The organism is Pseudomonas sp. RIT-PI-a (assembly GCF_001187875.1).
Classification (GTDB): Bacteria; Pseudomonadota; Gammaproteobacteria; order Pseudomonadales; family Pseudomonadaceae; genus Aquipseudomonas; species Aquipseudomonas coleopterorum.
In genome coordinates this window covers 131876-145701 of record NZ_LGIR01000033.1, presented here as the reverse complement: position 1 = coordinate 145701, position 13826 = coordinate 131876, and the positions used below count along the sequence as shown (strand labels likewise).

General features: G+C 63.7%; 14 protein-coding genes. 7 read left to right on the top strand and 7 right to left on the bottom strand.

All coding sequences use genetic code 11. The features are described 5' to 3' along the window. Window positions 1-51: 51 nt before the first annotated feature. Together AC788_RS19565 and AC788_RS19560 are read left to right on the top strand one after the other, a co-directional pair. Window positions 52-330, top strand: coding sequence for a DUF1145 domain-containing protein (locus tag AC788_RS19565; RefSeq protein ID WP_049862209.1), 279 nt, complete (start codon window positions 52-54; stop codon window positions 328-330). Further along, the gene (locus AC788_RS19560) at window positions 323-1081 is read left to right on the top strand and encodes a hypothetical protein (RefSeq protein WP_049862208.1); all 759 of its coding nucleotides are present in this window, start codon (window positions 323-325) and stop codon (window positions 1079-1081) included. Before AC788_RS19565 ends, AC788_RS19560 begins: the two co-directional genes overlap by 8 nt. On the opposite strand, the gene AC788_RS19555 is transcribed toward AC788_RS19560, so the two are convergent. After that, window positions 1078-1548 (bottom strand): DUF2269 family protein, encoded by a 471-nt coding sequence (locus AC788_RS19555; protein ID WP_049862207.1) that lies wholly within the window; start codon window positions 1546-1548, stop codon window positions 1078-1080. The genes AC788_RS19560 and AC788_RS19555 overlap by 4 nt on opposite strands. A 97-nt stretch (window positions 1549-1645) precedes the next feature. On the opposite strand from AC788_RS19555, the gene dinG reads away from it, so the two are divergent. From dinG to AC788_RS19530, 5 genes are all read left to right on the top strand, one after another. Next, window positions 1646-3790, top strand: coding sequence for an ATP-dependent DNA helicase DinG (gene dinG / locus AC788_RS19550; protein ID WP_049862206.1), 2145 nt, complete (start codon window positions 1646-1648; stop codon window positions 3788-3790). Window positions 3791-3901: 111 nt separating this feature from the next. Further along, window positions 3902-5047, top strand: a complete 1146-nt coding sequence (locus AC788_RS19545; protein ID WP_049862205.1) for a serine hydrolase domain-containing protein — start codon at window positions 3902-3904, stop codon at window positions 5045-5047. Window positions 5048-5170: 123 nt separating this feature from the next. Then, the gene (locus AC788_RS19540) at window positions 5171-6151 is read left to right on the top strand and encodes an OmpA family protein (protein ID WP_049862204.1); all 981 of its coding nucleotides are present in this window, start codon (window positions 5171-5173) and stop codon (window positions 6149-6151) included. Between the two features lie 16 nt (window positions 6152-6167). Then, window positions 6168-6815, top strand: a complete 648-nt coding sequence (gene pdxH, locus AC788_RS19535) for a pyridoxamine 5'-phosphate oxidase (protein WP_049862203.1) — start codon at window positions 6168-6170, stop codon at window positions 6813-6815. A gap of 176 nt (window positions 6816-6991) precedes the next feature. After that, entirely contained in the window at window positions 6992-7456 is a 465-nt protein-coding gene (locus AC788_RS19530) for a glycine zipper 2TM domain-containing protein (protein ID WP_049862202.1), read from the top strand. A 61-nt stretch (window positions 7457-7517) separates the two neighbouring features. Here AC788_RS19530 and AC788_RS19525 read toward each other — a convergent pair whose 3' ends face one another. The 6 genes from AC788_RS19525 to livH all read right to left on the bottom strand — a co-directional run bounded on the left by AC788_RS19525 (window position 7518) and on the right by livH (window position 13787). After that, window positions 7518-9134 (bottom strand): NAD(P)/FAD-dependent oxidoreductase, encoded by a 1617-nt coding sequence (locus AC788_RS19525; protein WP_049862201.1) that lies wholly within the window; start codon window positions 9132-9134, stop codon window positions 7518-7520. A 104-nt stretch (window positions 9135-9238) separates the two neighbouring features. Continuing rightward, the gene (locus AC788_RS19520; RefSeq protein WP_049862200.1) at window positions 9239-9916 is read right to left on the bottom strand and encodes a hypothetical protein; all 678 of its coding nucleotides are present in this window, start codon (window positions 9914-9916) and stop codon (window positions 9239-9241) included. Between the two features lie 231 nt (window positions 9917-10147). Further along, window positions 10148-10849 carry an ABC transporter ATP-binding protein gene (locus tag AC788_RS19515; RefSeq protein WP_049862199.1) on the bottom strand — a complete coding sequence of 234 codons (702 nt, stop codon included), beginning with the start codon at window positions 10847-10849 and terminating at the stop codon, window positions 10148-10150. Beyond that, window positions 10850-11617 carry a high-affinity branched-chain amino acid ABC transporter ATP-binding protein LivG gene (gene livG / locus AC788_RS19510; protein ID WP_049862198.1) on the bottom strand — a complete coding sequence of 256 codons (768 nt, stop codon included), beginning with the start codon at window positions 11615-11617 and terminating at the stop codon, window positions 10850-10852. It abuts the gene before it with no gap. Further along, entirely contained in the window at window positions 11614-12867 is a 1254-nt protein-coding gene (locus tag AC788_RS19505; RefSeq protein WP_049862197.1) for a high-affinity branched-chain amino acid ABC transporter permease LivM, read from the bottom strand. Before AC788_RS19505 ends, livG begins: the two co-directional genes overlap by 4 nt. Beyond that, a complete protein-coding gene (gene livH / locus AC788_RS19500) occupies window positions 12864-13787 on the bottom strand; it encodes a high-affinity branched-chain amino acid ABC transporter permease LivH (protein WP_049862196.1) in 924 nt (307 codons plus the stop codon). The genes AC788_RS19505 and livH overlap by 4 nt, the downstream gene beginning before the upstream one ends. Between the last annotated feature and the right edge of the window lie 39 nt (window positions 13788-13826).

The window sequence follows — 13826 nt, the reverse complement described above, 5'->3', positions numbered from 1 at the left end:
CCGCCACCCCCCAGCCGTTAATGTGCGCCTAGCCGATGCCGTGGGGGGCACATGAAAGGATTTCTGATTCTGGGTAAATGTCTGACGCTGCTGTTCTGGTGGGTGGTGCTGCTCAACCTGTTCATGCCGATGGTCAAACCGTTTCATGCATTGATCAACCTGGCCGGCGGCACGCTGTTGCTGCTGCATGTGATCGAAGTCGTCGCTTTCAACAAGCGCCTGCGCGGGCGCAGCCATCCCTGGCTCGATCGCGTGCAGATCCTGCTGGCCGGGATCTTTCATATCCAATCCATTCCTGCACCGCTCGATACCGAGGCTAGCCATGCGTAAGCTGGGTCTGTTGGCAGTACTGTTTGCGCCGCTGGCATTGGCCGAGTCGGTCAGTGTCGAACCTCATTCCCTGCTGCGCCTGCCGGCCAGCTCCAGCGTGCTGCAGCTGCAACGGCTGGACGTGGCGGATTACGGCACCCTGTTGATTCCGGCTAACCTGACCGACCTCAGTGTCGAGCAATTGCGCCTGGGACATGAGGCACGCATCGCTGTGGTGCCGGGCGAGCAGGAACTGCGCCTGCGGGCGCAGCACGCCGAACTGGGCAGTGGCAGCCAGATTCTGGCCCGTGGGGCACCGGGCACTCATCAAAAGGCGGCGCGCGCGGGGCGTAATCTCGACGTACAGCTGCAATCGCTCAACGCTCAGGAATTGAACATCGATGCGCGCGGCGGCGCGGGCGCCGATGGCTATGCCGGTCTCGATGGCGGCAATGGCGAGGCGCCCGGCTGCACCTGGGGTTCGGCGGGACGCGGTGGCAATGGCGACAATGGTGGCGATGGCCTGCCGGGGGCGTCTGGCGCCAACGTCCGTCTGCGCGTACCGGCCACCTTTGCCAGCGAATCGATCAAGGTCCGCACCGATGGCGGCCAGGGCGGTGCAGCCGGTGTACCGGGACGTGCAGGCGCCGGCGGCAAATCCAAGGGCTGCGTGGTTTACCGCGCCGAAGGCGGCAAGTCGGGCCGTGAGGGCTTGCCGGGACGTGTCGGCGAGGCGGGCGCAGCGGGCACCTTGAGCGTCCAGCGCTTTTAAACGCCGTTGAGCTGTCTGGCCATGGCCAGCACCACGACGGCCAGACCCAGCAGCAGACCTGCGATGGCCAGGCGTCGCAGTTTTTTCGTGGCAGCCATGCCGTCCGCCCATTCCTGGGCCGCGACGGCTTTGCGCAGCGCGGGCAGTTGCAGCCCCTGCATGCGCAGGAACAGCGCCGCCATGATCACGTACAGGCCCATCATGATCTGCACATCGCGTGGTGCCGTCTCGAAGCCGGTGAAGTGCAGGCGCACCAAGGCGACGCCGCTGATCGGAAGAATCAGCACGGCTGCCCAGATCCAGCCGAATACCTGTGGGAAAATATCCGCCAGGCGCGTCAAGCGCCGAGCTCGCGAAGCCGCTGCAAGCCCGGCGGGGCGCAGGATCATCCAGCTCGCGAGCATGCCGCCCAGCCACATCAGTGCAGCGAGCCCGTGCAGGGTTTGGAAGACGCCGTCGGCGCTCATGGTTATCTCCAGCCAGCACATCGAAGTCGAGCAGGGTATGATAGCGACCCGATGAGAAACACTGAAAATATATCCAGCCTTTCGCCATGACCAGTCGATGATCAGTAACGAACTCAAAACCACGATCCAGGGCGCCTACACGCGTTTTCTCGAAGCCAAGAGCCTCAAGCCGCGCTACGGCCAGCGTCTGATGATTGCCGAAATCGCCAAGGTATTGGGCGACATCGCCTGCGATGAAGAAGGTCGTCGCAGTGGCGATCCGGCCGTGGTGGCGGTCGAGGCGGGTACCGGTACGGGCAAGACGGTAGCCTACAGCCTGGCCGCCATTCCGGTCGCCAAGGCAGCCGGCAAGCGCCTGGTGATCGCCACGGCCACGGTGGCGCTGCAGGAGCAGATCGTCTTCAAGGACCTGCCCGACCTGATGCGCAACAGTGGTCTGAACTTCACCTTCTCCCTGGCCAAGGGCCGTGGGCGCTATCTGTGCCTGTCCAAGCTCGACGTGCTGCTGCAGGAGGGTCATGCGCAGAGCGCGACCGCGCAGTTGTTCGAAGAGGAAGGCTTCAAGATCGAGGTCGACGAGGCGAGCCAGAAACTGTTCACCAGCATGATCGAGAAACTGGCCGGCAATAAATGGGACGGCGATCGCGACAGTTGGCCGGTGGCCCTGGAAGACCAGCAATGGTCACGCCTGACCACCGATCACAGCCAGTGCACCAGCCGCCATTGCCCGAACTTCCAGCAATGCGCCTTCTACAAGGCGCGTGAAGGGATGGGCAAGGTCGATGTGATCGTCACCAACCATGACATGGTGCTCGCCGACCTGGCGTTGGGGGGCGGCGCAGTACTGCCCGATCCGCGTGACACCGTCTATGTGTTCGACGAAGGTCATCACCTGCCCGACAAGGCCATTGGTCATTTCGCCCACTACAGCCGCCTGCGCTCCACGGCCGACTGGCTGGAAACCACGGCCAAGAACCTGACCAAGCTATTGGCCCAGCATCCGCTGCCCGGCGACCTGGGGCGCCTGATCGAGCAGGTTCCGGAGCTGGCCCGCGAGATCAAGACCCAGCAGCAGTTCATGTTCAGCGCCTGCGAGCAACTGGCGGACTTCAAACCGGGTGAGGATATGGAAGGCCGCGAACGGCCACGCCATCGCTTCGTGGGCGGTGTGATTCCCGAACACATGCGGGAAATGGGCATCGAGCTGAAGAAGGGCTTCTCCAAACTGACCGATCTGTTCACCCGCCTGAGCGAGCTGCTCAAGGAAGGCATGGACGGCGAGAAGAACGTCGGCATCGCCAGTCACCAGGCCGAAGAGTGGTACCCCCTGTTCGGCAGCCTGCTGGCACGCGCACAGGGCAGCTGGGAGCTGTGGACCGCGTTCACCGCGGAAGACCCCGAAGACAGCCCGCCCATGGCCCGCTGGCTGACCCTGGCCGACAGCAGTGCGCTCTATGACATCGAGGTCAATGCCAGCCCGATCCTGGCGGCGGAAATGCTGCGTCGCAACCTGTGGAACGTTGCCTACGGCGCCCTGGTGACGTCGGCCACCCTGACTGCCTTGGGCAAGTTCGATCGGTTCCGCATGCGCGCCGGTATACCGAAAGCGTCGGTGACTGCCATCGTGCCCAGCCCCTTTCACCATGAGCAGGCAGGCGTGCTGCGGGTTCCCGATTTGCGTGCCGATCCCCGCGATGCGGCGGCGCACACGGCGGCCATCATCCGTGACCTGCCGGACCTGGTGGAAGGCTACCGCGGCTCGCTGGTGCTGTTTTCCTCGCGCAAGCAGATGCAGGACGTGTTCGACGGGCTGGACCGCGACTGGCGCAAGCAGGTGTTCATCCAGGGCAACCTGTCCAAGCAGGAAACCCTGAACAAGCACAAGGCGCGGGTCGATGGCGGTGACTCCAGCGTACTGTTCGGCCTTGCCAGCTTTGCCGAAGGGGTCGACCTGCCAGGCGCCTACTGCGAGCACGTGATCATCGCCAAGATCCCCTTCGCGGTGCCCGATGACCCAGTCGAGGCGGCGCTGGCGGAATGGATCGAAGCGCGTGGCGGCAACCCGTTCATGGAGATCAGCGTGCCCGATGCCTCTCTGCGCCTGATCCAGGCTTGCGGGCGGCTGCTGCGTACCGAGCAGGACCGCGGCACCATCACGCTGCTCGATCGGCGCCTGGTGACCCAGCGCTACGGCAAGGCGATCCTCAATGCCTTGCCACCGTTCCGCCGCGAAATTTCGTGATGGCCTGTGCTGGCCAGATGAAATAATTCTCCCTGGCAGAGCGGTTCCCAAAGCGCTGAATCGCTGAAACAATACCCTTCATTTTTTGCCGCGCGGTCGATGGGAGTCAGGGTGCAGATACAAGGTCACTTCGAGCTGCAGTTCGAAGCCGTGCGCGAGGCGTTCGCGGCATTGTTCGACAACCCTCAGGAGCGCGGTGCCGCACTGTGCATCCAGATCGGTGGGGAAACGGTCGTCGACCTGTGGGCGGGCACCGCCGACAAGGACGGTGCCCAGGCCTGGCACAGCGATACCATCCTCAACCTGTTCTCCTGCACCAAGACCTTCACCGCCGTGACCGCCCTGCAGCTGGTCGCCGAGGGCAAGCTGGCGCTGGACGCGCCGGTGGCACAGTACTGGCCGGAGTTCGCCGCAGCCGGCAAACAATCGATCACCCTGCGTCATCTGCTCAGCCATCAGGCCGGTCTGCCGGCCCTGCGTGACCTGTTACCGCCCGAAGCGCTCTACGACTGGCCACGCATGACCGCCGCACTGGCCGCGGAAACGCCGTGGTGGCCGCCGGGCACGGGCCATGGCTATGCCGCCATCACCTACGGCTGGCTGGTCGGCGAGCTGCTGCGCCGGGCCGATCATCGCGGCCCCGGCGAATCGATCATGGCGCGGGTAGCCCGGCCTCTCGGGCTGGACTTCCATGTCGGGCTGTCCGACGAGGAGTTTCATCGCGTTGCACACATCGCCCGTGGCAAGGGCAATGTCGGCGACGAAGCGGCCCAGCGTCTGTTGCAGGTCACCATGCGCGAACCCGAAGCCATGGCCACCCGCGCCTTCACCAATCCGCCATCGGTGCTGACCAGCACCAACAAGCTGGAATGGCGCCGCATGGAGCAGCCTGCGGCGAACGGTCATGGCAATGCCCGCAGTCTGGCCGGTTTCTACGCCGGCCTGCTCGATGGCAGCCTGCTCGAGCCCGAGCTGCTGGCAGAGCTGACCCGTGAACACAGCTTGGGCATGGACAAGACCCTGATGACGCCAACTCGATTCGGTCTGGGCTGCATGCTCGATCAGCCGACAGTGGCCAACGCCACCTTCGGCCTTGGCGCCGGTGCCTTCGGTCATCCCGGAGCAGGGGGGTCGGTCGGCTTCGCCGATCCGGAGCACGATGTTGCCCTGGGCTTTGCCGTGAATACACTGGGCCCCTATGTACTGATGGACCCGCGAGCGCAGCACCTGGTCCGCGTTCTGCGCGCTTGCCTCTGAAGCAATTGATCAGAAATCGACCAGCGGTCGTCCGTTGGGCTATGCCTGCACTACTCTATCAATCAATAATTTAGGCCGGTTTGTTAAACCGGTTTGTATTTACCAACACCTTGTGGAACCACCATGTCACCGAATAAATCCATCGCGTTTGCCTTGTGCCTGGCCGCTACCGGTTGTGCTCAAACTCCCCAGGATTCCTCGGCCCAGGGCGGGCATAGCTGGTGGCCATTTGGCCGTGACGCAGTCGCCAGCAAGACGGCTGACAAGGACGTCGAGCAGGCCATCAACGAAAAGGTGGCCAAGGCCGACTCCAAGTCCGACAGCGAAAGCCGCTGGTGGTGGCCATTCGGTGCCAGCAGCACGCCTGCTCAGGCCAAGGTCGCCGAAGTGCCCAAGGTTGATCCCAAGGTTACCCAGGCCTGGCTCGACGCCTATGAGCCGAAGCTGCGCGAAGCCATCAAGGACAGCAAGTTCGAGCTCGAGCGTCGCGAAGACCTGCTGGTGATCACCGCGCCGGTCGACTCTTCGTTCAACCCGGACCGCCCTTCGATGTTGCTGCCGATCAGCCTCGGCCCGATCACCCGTGTGGCCAAGGCCATCGATGCCGACCACAAGACCGCCGTCCTGATTCTGGGCCACGCCGACACCAGTGGTGCCGCACCGTTGAACCAGAAACTGAGTCAGGAACGCGCGCAGTCGATCGCCTCGATCTTCCGTCTCAGCGGTCTGCAGCGTGACCGCCTGACGTTGCGTGGCATGGGCTCGGTCATGCCGCGCGCCGCCAACGACAGCGTCGAAGGCCGGTCGCTGAACCGCCGCGTGGAAATTCTCCTGACCCCGCAGAACACCATGCTGGCGCTGCTGGCCAAGTACAACCAGCCGACCTTCACCGCCGCTGAAATGCTGGCGACCCAGGACGTCAAGGCTGTGCCGGCGCCGGCTGCCAAGCCAGCCGCCAAGGCGCCAGCCAAGGCTGCTACCGCCAAGAAGACCGCAGCCAAGCCCGCCGTGGCCAAGAAAGCTGCACCGGCTGCCAAGAAAACCGAGGCCAAGAAAGCTGTCGCCAAGAAAGCCGTGAACAACGACCAGGCCAAGGCGCACTGATGCAAGGATCGATGCCATGACGCAAGCCCTGGCCGATATGCGCCGTAGCTACACCCGCGATGGCCTGGACGAGGCCCAGGCGCCGTCCGAGCCGTTCAGCCTGTTTCGCCAGTGGTTCGGCGATGCGGTCAACACCGAACAGGCGCCGGTGGAAGCCAACGCGATGACGCTGGCGACCGTCGATGCCGACGGTCGTCCGCACTGCCGCGTGTTGCTGCTCAAGGGCCTGGATGAACAGGGTTTTACCTTCTTCAGCAACTACGAGAGCGCCAAGGGCCGGCAGTTGGCGGAACGGCCGTTCGCGGCCATGACTTTTTTCTGGCCGACCCTCGAGCGGCAGGTCCGCATCGAGGGGAGGGTGAGCAAGGTGAGTGCGGCCGAGTCCGACGCCTATTACCAGGTCCGCCCACTGGGCAGTCGCCTGGGTGCCTGGGCGTCGCCGCAGAGCCAAGTCATTGCCGATCGTGGCGAACTGCAAGCGTTGCTTGAAGCGACAGAGCAGCGTTTCAGCGGTACCGAACCGCAGTGCCCGGCGCACTGGGGCGGCTACCGTCTGGTTCCTGATCGCATCGAGTTCTGGCAGGGGCGACCCAGTCGCCTGCACGACCGCCTGAACTACCGCCTCGACGCCGGTTCGTGGATCCGCGAACGCCTGGCGCCCTGACCCTGCTCTGACCTTTTGCCACTCAACGTTGTCCAGACGTTCAGTGGCCGGTCGAGCTTTCTGGCCTGCATCAGCCCCGTCTGACGCCAACATGACTTAAATTTTTATAGACCGTGTCGTGACAGCCGTTGCCCTGCGGCGTCTAATGAACACACGTCCCATGGAGTCCTGCCAAAATGCGCAAGTCAGTTCTGTTAGTTGCCTGCTTCACCACGATGTCCCTGTTGCTGGGCGGATGCGCCTCCAATCTGTCGGGCGACTCCTATTCGCGCGATGAAGCGCGCCGCGTGCAAACCGTGCGCATGGGCACCATCGAGTCGCTGCGTCCGGTCAAGATCGAAGGCACCAAGACGCCAATCGGTGGCGGTGCTGGCGCGGTGGTCGGTGGTGTTGCCGGCAGCGCGGTAGGCGGTGGCCGTGGCAGCATCGTCGCGGCCGTGATCGGCGCCGTGGCCGGTGGCTTGTTGGGTTCGGCGACCGAGGAAGGTTTCACCCGTACTCAAGGCGTGGAAATCACCGTGCGCGAGGATGACGGCAGCATGCGTGCCTACGTTCAGGCCGTGCAGGAGAACGAGATTTTCCGCGTTGGCGAACGTGTCCGCATCATGACGGTAGACGGCACCAGCCGCGTCGCTCACTAAGCGAACCCTGTCATGAAAAAACCGGCCTCGGCCGGTTTTTTCATGCTTGCCGATCGGCAACCTAGGCCGGTTGCAGGCCGAGAATGTCGCGGGCCACGGCTTCGGCGATGCGTACGCCGTCGACACCGGCGGAGAGAATCCCGCCGGCATAGCCTGCGCCTTCACCGGCTGGGAACAGGCCTTTGAGATTGAGGCTCTGGTAGTCGACGCCGCGGGTGATGCGCAGCGGCGAGGACGTACGGGTCTCGATACCGGTCAGTACGGCGTCGTGCATCGAGAAGCCTCTGATCTGGCGCTCGAAGGCCGGCAGCGCTTCGCGGATCGCTTCGATGGCGAATTCCGGCAACGACAGCGCCAGGTCGCCCAAAGTGACGCCGGGCTTGTAGGAAGGCTCGACGCTGCCCAGTGCGGTGGACGGCTTGCCGGCCACGAAGTCGCCCAGCAGTTGCGCGGGCGCCTGGTAGTTGCTGCCGCCCAGCAGATACGCAGTGGATTCGAGCTGCTCCTGCAGCTCGATCCCGGCCAGCGGGCCACCTGGATAATCCTGCTCGGGTGTGATGCCGACGACGATACCGGAGTTGGCATTACGCTCGTTGCGCGAGTACTGGCTCATGCCGTTGGTGACCACGCGACCCGGTTCAGACGTCGCTGCCACCACGGTACCGCCCGGGCACATGCAGAAGCTGTAGACCGACCGGCCATTCTTGGCGTGGTACACCAGCTTGTAGTCAGCTGCGCCCAGCTTCGGATGCCCGGCGTATTTGCCCAGCCGCGCCCGGTCGATGATGCCTTGCGGATGCTCGATACGGAAACCGATGGAAAAAGGCTTGGCTTCCATGAACACGTTGCGCGCGTGCAGCATGCGGAAGGTGTCGCGGGCGCTGTGCCCCAGAGCCATGATCACGTGATTGGAATGCAGCTGCTCGCCGCTTTCCAGGACTACACCCTGCAGACGCTCGCCGTCGATCAAGAGATCGGTGACCTTTTGCTCGAAACGGATCTCGCCGCCCAGGGCGATGATCTGCTGGCGCATGTTCTCGACCATGCCGGTCAGGCGAAACGTCCCGATGTGCGGCTTGCTGACGTAGAGGATTTCCTCGGGCGCGCCGGCCTTGACGAACTCATGCAGGACCTTGCGCCCGTGGTGGTACGGGTCCTTGATCTGGCTGTAGAGCTTGCCGTCGGAAAAGGTACCGGCGCCACCCTCGCCGAACTGTACGTTGGATTCGGCGTTCAGCACGTTCTTGCGCCACAGGCCCCAGGTGTCCTTGGTGCGCTGACGCACCTCCTTGCCACGCTCGAGCACGATGGGCTTGAAGCCCATCTGCGCGAGCAGCAGGGCGGCAAAGATACCGCAAGGTCCGAAACCTACCACCAGGGGGCGCTGGGCATAGTCCTGCGGTGCATGCCCGACGACCTTGTAGCTGACATCCGGAGCCACGTTGACGTTGTGGTCATCGACGAAGCGCTCGAGCACGCCGGCTTCGCCGTTCACCTGCAGATCGATGGTGTAGATGAACTGCAGTTCGCTGTTCTTCTTGCGCGCATCGTAGCTGCGCTTGAACAGGGTGAAGTCCAGCAGGTCGGCGTCGGCGATGCCCAGGCGCTGCACGATGGCAGGGCGCAGGGCGTCGTCGGAGTGGTCCAGGGGCAACTTGAGTTCGGTGATTCGTAGCATGACAGGTCCAAAAATCCGGGCGCGCCCCGGGGGCATAACAGAACCCGGCATTATAAACGCGATGCGCCGCCCGACGTCAGGTAAAAAACGCCGGACGGTGCGGGTTACTGGTTGCGCGCTCCGCCGAAGGTGGCGCAGCCACGCTGTACCTCGCCGTTCACGCGCAGTTCGGCGGAGAGGAACTGCACACCGTTGTTGCGCGAATCGACACAGCGCTGGGGAGCCACCCACAGCTCGATGCGCTGGTTGTTGGCTTCGGTGGACAGGTTGAAGCGACCGCCGCCGACCTGCTCTTCGACGTAGGGCAACGCGAGGGGGGCCTGACCTTCACGGTCCACGACCATGCCCTGGCCCGTGACCCTGACCTGCCAGCGCGGAGACTCGCCACCGGCGCTCAGGCTGGACAGTTTGAAGTCAGGATCCTTGCACGCGGCCAGCGAGCGGTCGAGTCGATACAGTTGATGCAGGCGCAACTGGCCATCAGTGCCGCCATTTGTGCTGGCATCGAAACGCCCGCGCAGGTCGGCGTAGATCACAGGGCGATTGCCCGCCAGCTGCGAGGCCTCCTGAAGCACGCCGGTGTCGTTGCTGTCGATGACCGCGTAGCGGCGCGGATCGCCGCAGGGCTGGAAGAACAGCCGGCCGTTGTCACCTTGCAGTGCGCCTTGCATGCGCGTCAGACCGGCGGTGGAGGGCGCGTCAGGTGCGCGATTGAAGAAGGATTGGCAACTGGCGAGCAGCGGCAGCAGGGCGAGCATGGCAAGGGAGCGGGGCAGGTGCATCGTGGGTCTCCTGAACAATGGAGGGCACGGTAGCACAGGGGGCGTGAAAAGCGTGTTCACGGGGATTGGGCTACGCCGCTCACTCCATTTAACGGTCTACCGTGGGAGCGGTCCGCGGCCCCGAAGGCCCTACCGCGGTCTGTCAGTCGGGCCGCGGTGATGCCTTCGCGGCCGCAGACCGCTCCTACGGGTAGCGGGGCGGCAACTCCCATGTATGAGCCTGGCGCCCACTCAACCGCCCAGATAGGCCTCGCGCACCTTTGGATCGGTCAGCAGGGCTTCGCCGCTTCCCTGCATGACCACTCGGCCGTTTTCCAGCACATAGGCGCGGTCGGCGATCTTCAGGGCCTGGTTGGCGTTCTGCTCCACCAGAAACACGGTCACGCCGTCGCGGCGCAACTGTTCGATGATGTCGAAGATCTGCTGGATGATGATCGGCGCCAGGCCCAGCGAGGGTTCGTCGAGCAGTAGCAGCTTGGGTTTGCTCATCAGCGCGCGACCGATGGCCAGCATCTGCTGTTCACCGCCGGACATGGTGCCGCCGCGCTGGCTGAAGCGCTCCTTGAGCCGCGGGAACAACGCCAGGACCTTGTCCATCTGTTCCTGATAATCACCCTTGTCGGTGAAGAACCCGCCCATGGCCAGGTTTTCCTCGACGGTCAGGCGCGCGAACACCCGTCGGCCCTCGGGCACCACGGCAATGCTCTTGCGCATGATTTCCGCCGATTCCTTGCCCACCAGCTCTTCGCCCATGTAGCGAATGCTCCCCGAGTGCGCCCTTGGCGCGCCGCAGAGGGTCATCAGCAGGGTCGACTTGCCCGCGCCGTTGGCGCCGATCAGCGTGACGATCTCGCCCTGGCGGACCTCCACGTTGACCCCGTGCAGCGCCTGGATCTTGCCGTAGAAGGTGGAAACGTTTTCGAACTGCAGCATTTACGCTTCCCCCAGGTAGGCTTTGATGACGTCAGGATTGTCACGGATCTGTTCGGGCGTGCCATCGGCCAGGGGGGTGCCCTGGTTGATCACGACGATGTGGTCGGAAATGCTCATCACCAGCTTCATGTCATGCTCGATCAGCAGCACGGTGGCGTTGTGTTCTTCACGCAGAACGCCGATCAGGGCCTTCAGGTCATCGGTTTCACGCGGGTTGAGGCCGGCTGCAGGCTCGTCGAGCATCAGCATGCGCGGTCGCGTCATCATGCAGCGAGCGATTTCCAGGCGGCGTTGCTGGCCATAGGCGAGCGTCCCCGCAGTGCGATTGGCGAACTCCTTGAGGTTGACCTTTTCCAGCCAGTATTCGGCGTACTCCATGGCGTCCCTTTCGCTCTTGCGAAAGTTCGGCGTCTTGAACAGACCGGCGAAGAAATTGGTGTTCAAGTGCCGATGCTGGGCGATCAGCAGATTCTCCAGCGCGGTCATTTCCTTGAACAGGCGTACGTTCTGGAAGGTGCGCACCACGCCCTTGCGGGCGATCTGATGGCCTGGCAGACCCTGGATCGGCTGGCCATCGAGCAAGATGGTTCCGCCGCTGGGCTTGTAGAAACCGGTCAGGCAGTTGAACACCGTGGTCTTGCCGGCGCCGTTGGGGCCGATCAGGGCCACCACCTGCTTTTCCTTCACGCTCAGGGCCACACCGTTGACCGCCAGCAGGCCGCCGAAGCGCATGCTCAGGTCAGTGACTTGCAGAATGTTCTGGCTCATTTGCGCAGCTCCAGGTGGGGACGCTGCATCGGAAGCAAGCCTTGCGGACGCCAGATCATCATCAGCACCATCAGGGCGCCGAACATCAACATGCGGTAGTCGCTGAATTCACGCATCAACTCGGGCAGCAGGATCATCACGATGGCGGCGAGGATCACCCCCAGCTGCGAACCCATGCCACCCAACACGACGATGGCGAGAATGATCGCCGACTCGATGAAGGTGAACGACTCCGGGGTAACCAGGCCTTGGCGCGCGGCGAAGAAGCTACCGGCAAAGCCTGCGAAGGCTGCGCCCAGGGTGAACGCGGAAAGCTTGATCACGGTCGGGTTCAGGCCCAGCGCGCGGCAGGCGATCTCGTCTTCGCGCAAGGCTTCCCAGGCGCGGCCAATGGGCATGCGCAACAGGCGATTGATGACGAACAGCGCGGCCAGGGCCATCAGCAGGGCGATCAGGTAGAGGAAGATGACCTTGCTGATCGGGCTGTATTCCAGACCGAAGAACTGGTGGAAGGTCTGGCTGCCCTCGGCGGCGCGGCGTTCGAACGTCAGGCCGAACAACGTCGGTTTCTCGATGTTGCTGATGCCGTTCGGGCCACCGGTGATGTCGGTGAGGTTGCGCAGGAAGATCCGGATGATTTCGCCGAAGCCCAACGTGACGATAGCCAGGTAGTCACCGCGCAGACGCAGCACCGGGAAGCCCAGCAGGAAGCCGAAGGTGGCCGCCAGCAGGCCTGCCAGCGGCAGGCATTCCCAGAAGCTCAGGCCGAAATAGTGCGACAGCAGGGCGTAGCCGTAGGCGCCGACCGCGTAGAAGCCGACGTAGCCCAGGTCGAGCAGGCCCGCCAGACCGACCACGATGTTCAGCCCCAGGCCGAGCATGACGTAGATCAGGATCAGGGTCGCGATGTCGACCGCGCCGCGGGAGCCGAAGAACGGCCAGATGAACGCCAGCACCACCAGGGCCAAGATGGCCCAGCGCTGAGTGCTGGGCAGGGTCAGGAAGTTCGAGGCCTTGGCCGGTATCAACGGGCGGCTCGAATCGCGGCGCAAGCCGCCGATGCGCTCGGCGAACAGCACCCGCAGGAACATCAGCACCGAACAGCCAGCGATGATCAGCAGGGTGCCGGTGCTGGCGTTCTGCACGACCAGGGTGACACCGGAGAAGGCCAGTTTCAGGCCCAGTACCGGGTAGGCCACGGCCCACACCAGTGCCGCGCTGAAGAGCGCGGATCGAAGAGACTTGCTCATACTTTCTCAACCTCCGGGCGGCCCAGAATGCCGGTCGGCCGGAACAATAGAACCAGGACCAGCAGGCCGAACGAAACGACGTCCTTGTACTGGTCACCGAAGATATCCGCGCCGAAGGCTTCGGCCACGCCCAGAACCAGGCCGCCGAGCATGGCACCTGGAATGCTGCCGATGCCGCCCAGAACAGCAGCGGTGAAGGCCTTGAGCCCGACCAGGAAGCCGGCGCTGGGGTTGATCACGCCGTACTGCATGCTCAGCAGCACCGCTGCGACGGCCGCCAGTGCCGCGCCGATGACGAAGGTCAGGGCGATGATCGCGTTGGTATTGATGCCCAGCAGGTTGGCCATCTTCATGTCCTCGGCGCAGGCGCGACAGGCACGGCCCATGCGCGAGCGGGAAATGAACAGGGTCAGGCCGTACATCGCGGCCAGCGTCACCATGAACACCAGGATCTGCATGTAGGAAATCTGCACTTCCTCGGCGCCACCGGGGCCGAAGGTCAGGCTGCCGGGAAGCAGGTTGGGAATGGCGAAGTTGCCCGAGCCCTGGGACAGCTGCACCGAGTTCTGCAGGAAGATCGACATGCCGATCGCCGAGATCAGCGGGATCAACCGGTTGCTGTTGCGCAGCGGCCGATAGGCGACTCGTTCGATGCTGTAGCCATAGGCGCTGGTGACCAGGATGGCGGCGGCGAAGCCGGCGATCATCAGGATCGGAAGACTGTGGATGCCCAGCATGGCCAGGCCCGCCAGGACAATGAAGGTGACATACGAACCGATCATGTACACCTCGCCATGGGCGAAGTTGATCATGCCGATGATGCCGTACACCATCGTGTAGCCGATGGCGATCAATGCATAGGTGCTGCCGATGGTCAGGCCATTCACCAACTGCTGCATGTAGTGGAATAGTTCAGGCATTTACCGCGCTCCTAAAAACCTGTTCGCATTTCTCCGGCC

Bases quoted from the DNA above. Each gene is read 5' to 3' on its own strand.
- dinG (WP_049862206.1), top strand. From the start codon at position 1,646: ATGATCAGTAACGAACTCAAAACCACGATCCAGGGCGCCTACACGCGT.
- AC788_RS19555 (WP_049862207.1), bottom strand. From the start codon at position 1,548: ATGAGCGCCGACGGCGTCTTCCAAACCCTGCACGGGCTCGCTGCACTG.
- livG (WP_049862198.1), bottom strand. From the start codon at position 11,617: ATGAGCCAGAACATTCTGCAAGTCACTGACCTGAGCATGCGCTTCGGC.
- pdxH (WP_049862203.1), top strand. From the start codon at position 6,168: ATGACGCAAGCCCTGGCCGATATGCGCCGTAGCTACACCCGCGATGGC.
- AC788_RS19560 (WP_049862208.1), top strand. From the start codon at position 323: ATGCGTAAGCTGGGTCTGTTGGCAGTACTGTTTGCGCCGCTGGCATTG.
- AC788_RS19530 (WP_049862202.1), top strand. From the start codon at position 6,992: ATGCGCAAGTCAGTTCTGTTAGTTGCCTGCTTCACCACGATGTCCCTG.
- AC788_RS19540 (WP_049862204.1), top strand. From the start codon at position 5,171: ATGTCACCGAATAAATCCATCGCGTTTGCCTTGTGCCTGGCCGCTACC.
- AC788_RS19525 (WP_049862201.1), bottom strand. From the start codon at position 9,134: ATGCTACGAATCACCGAACTCAAGTTGCCCCTGGACCACTCCGACGAC.
- AC788_RS19565 (WP_049862209.1), top strand. From the start codon at position 52: ATGAAAGGATTTCTGATTCTGGGTAAATGTCTGACGCTGCTGTTCTGG.
- AC788_RS19520 (WP_049862200.1), bottom strand. From the start codon at position 9,916: ATGCACCTGCCCCGCTCCCTTGCCATGCTCGCCCTGCTGCCGCTGCTC.
- AC788_RS19505 (WP_049862197.1), bottom strand. From the start codon at position 12,867: ATGAGCAAGTCTCTTCGATCCGCGCTCTTCAGCGCGGCACTGGTGTGG.
- livH (WP_049862196.1), bottom strand. From the start codon at position 13,787: ATGCCTGAACTATTCCACTACATGCAGCAGTTGGTGAATGGCCTGACC.
- AC788_RS19515 (WP_049862199.1), bottom strand. From the start codon at position 10,849: ATGCTGCAGTTCGAAAACGTTTCCACCTTCTACGGCAAGATCCAGGCG.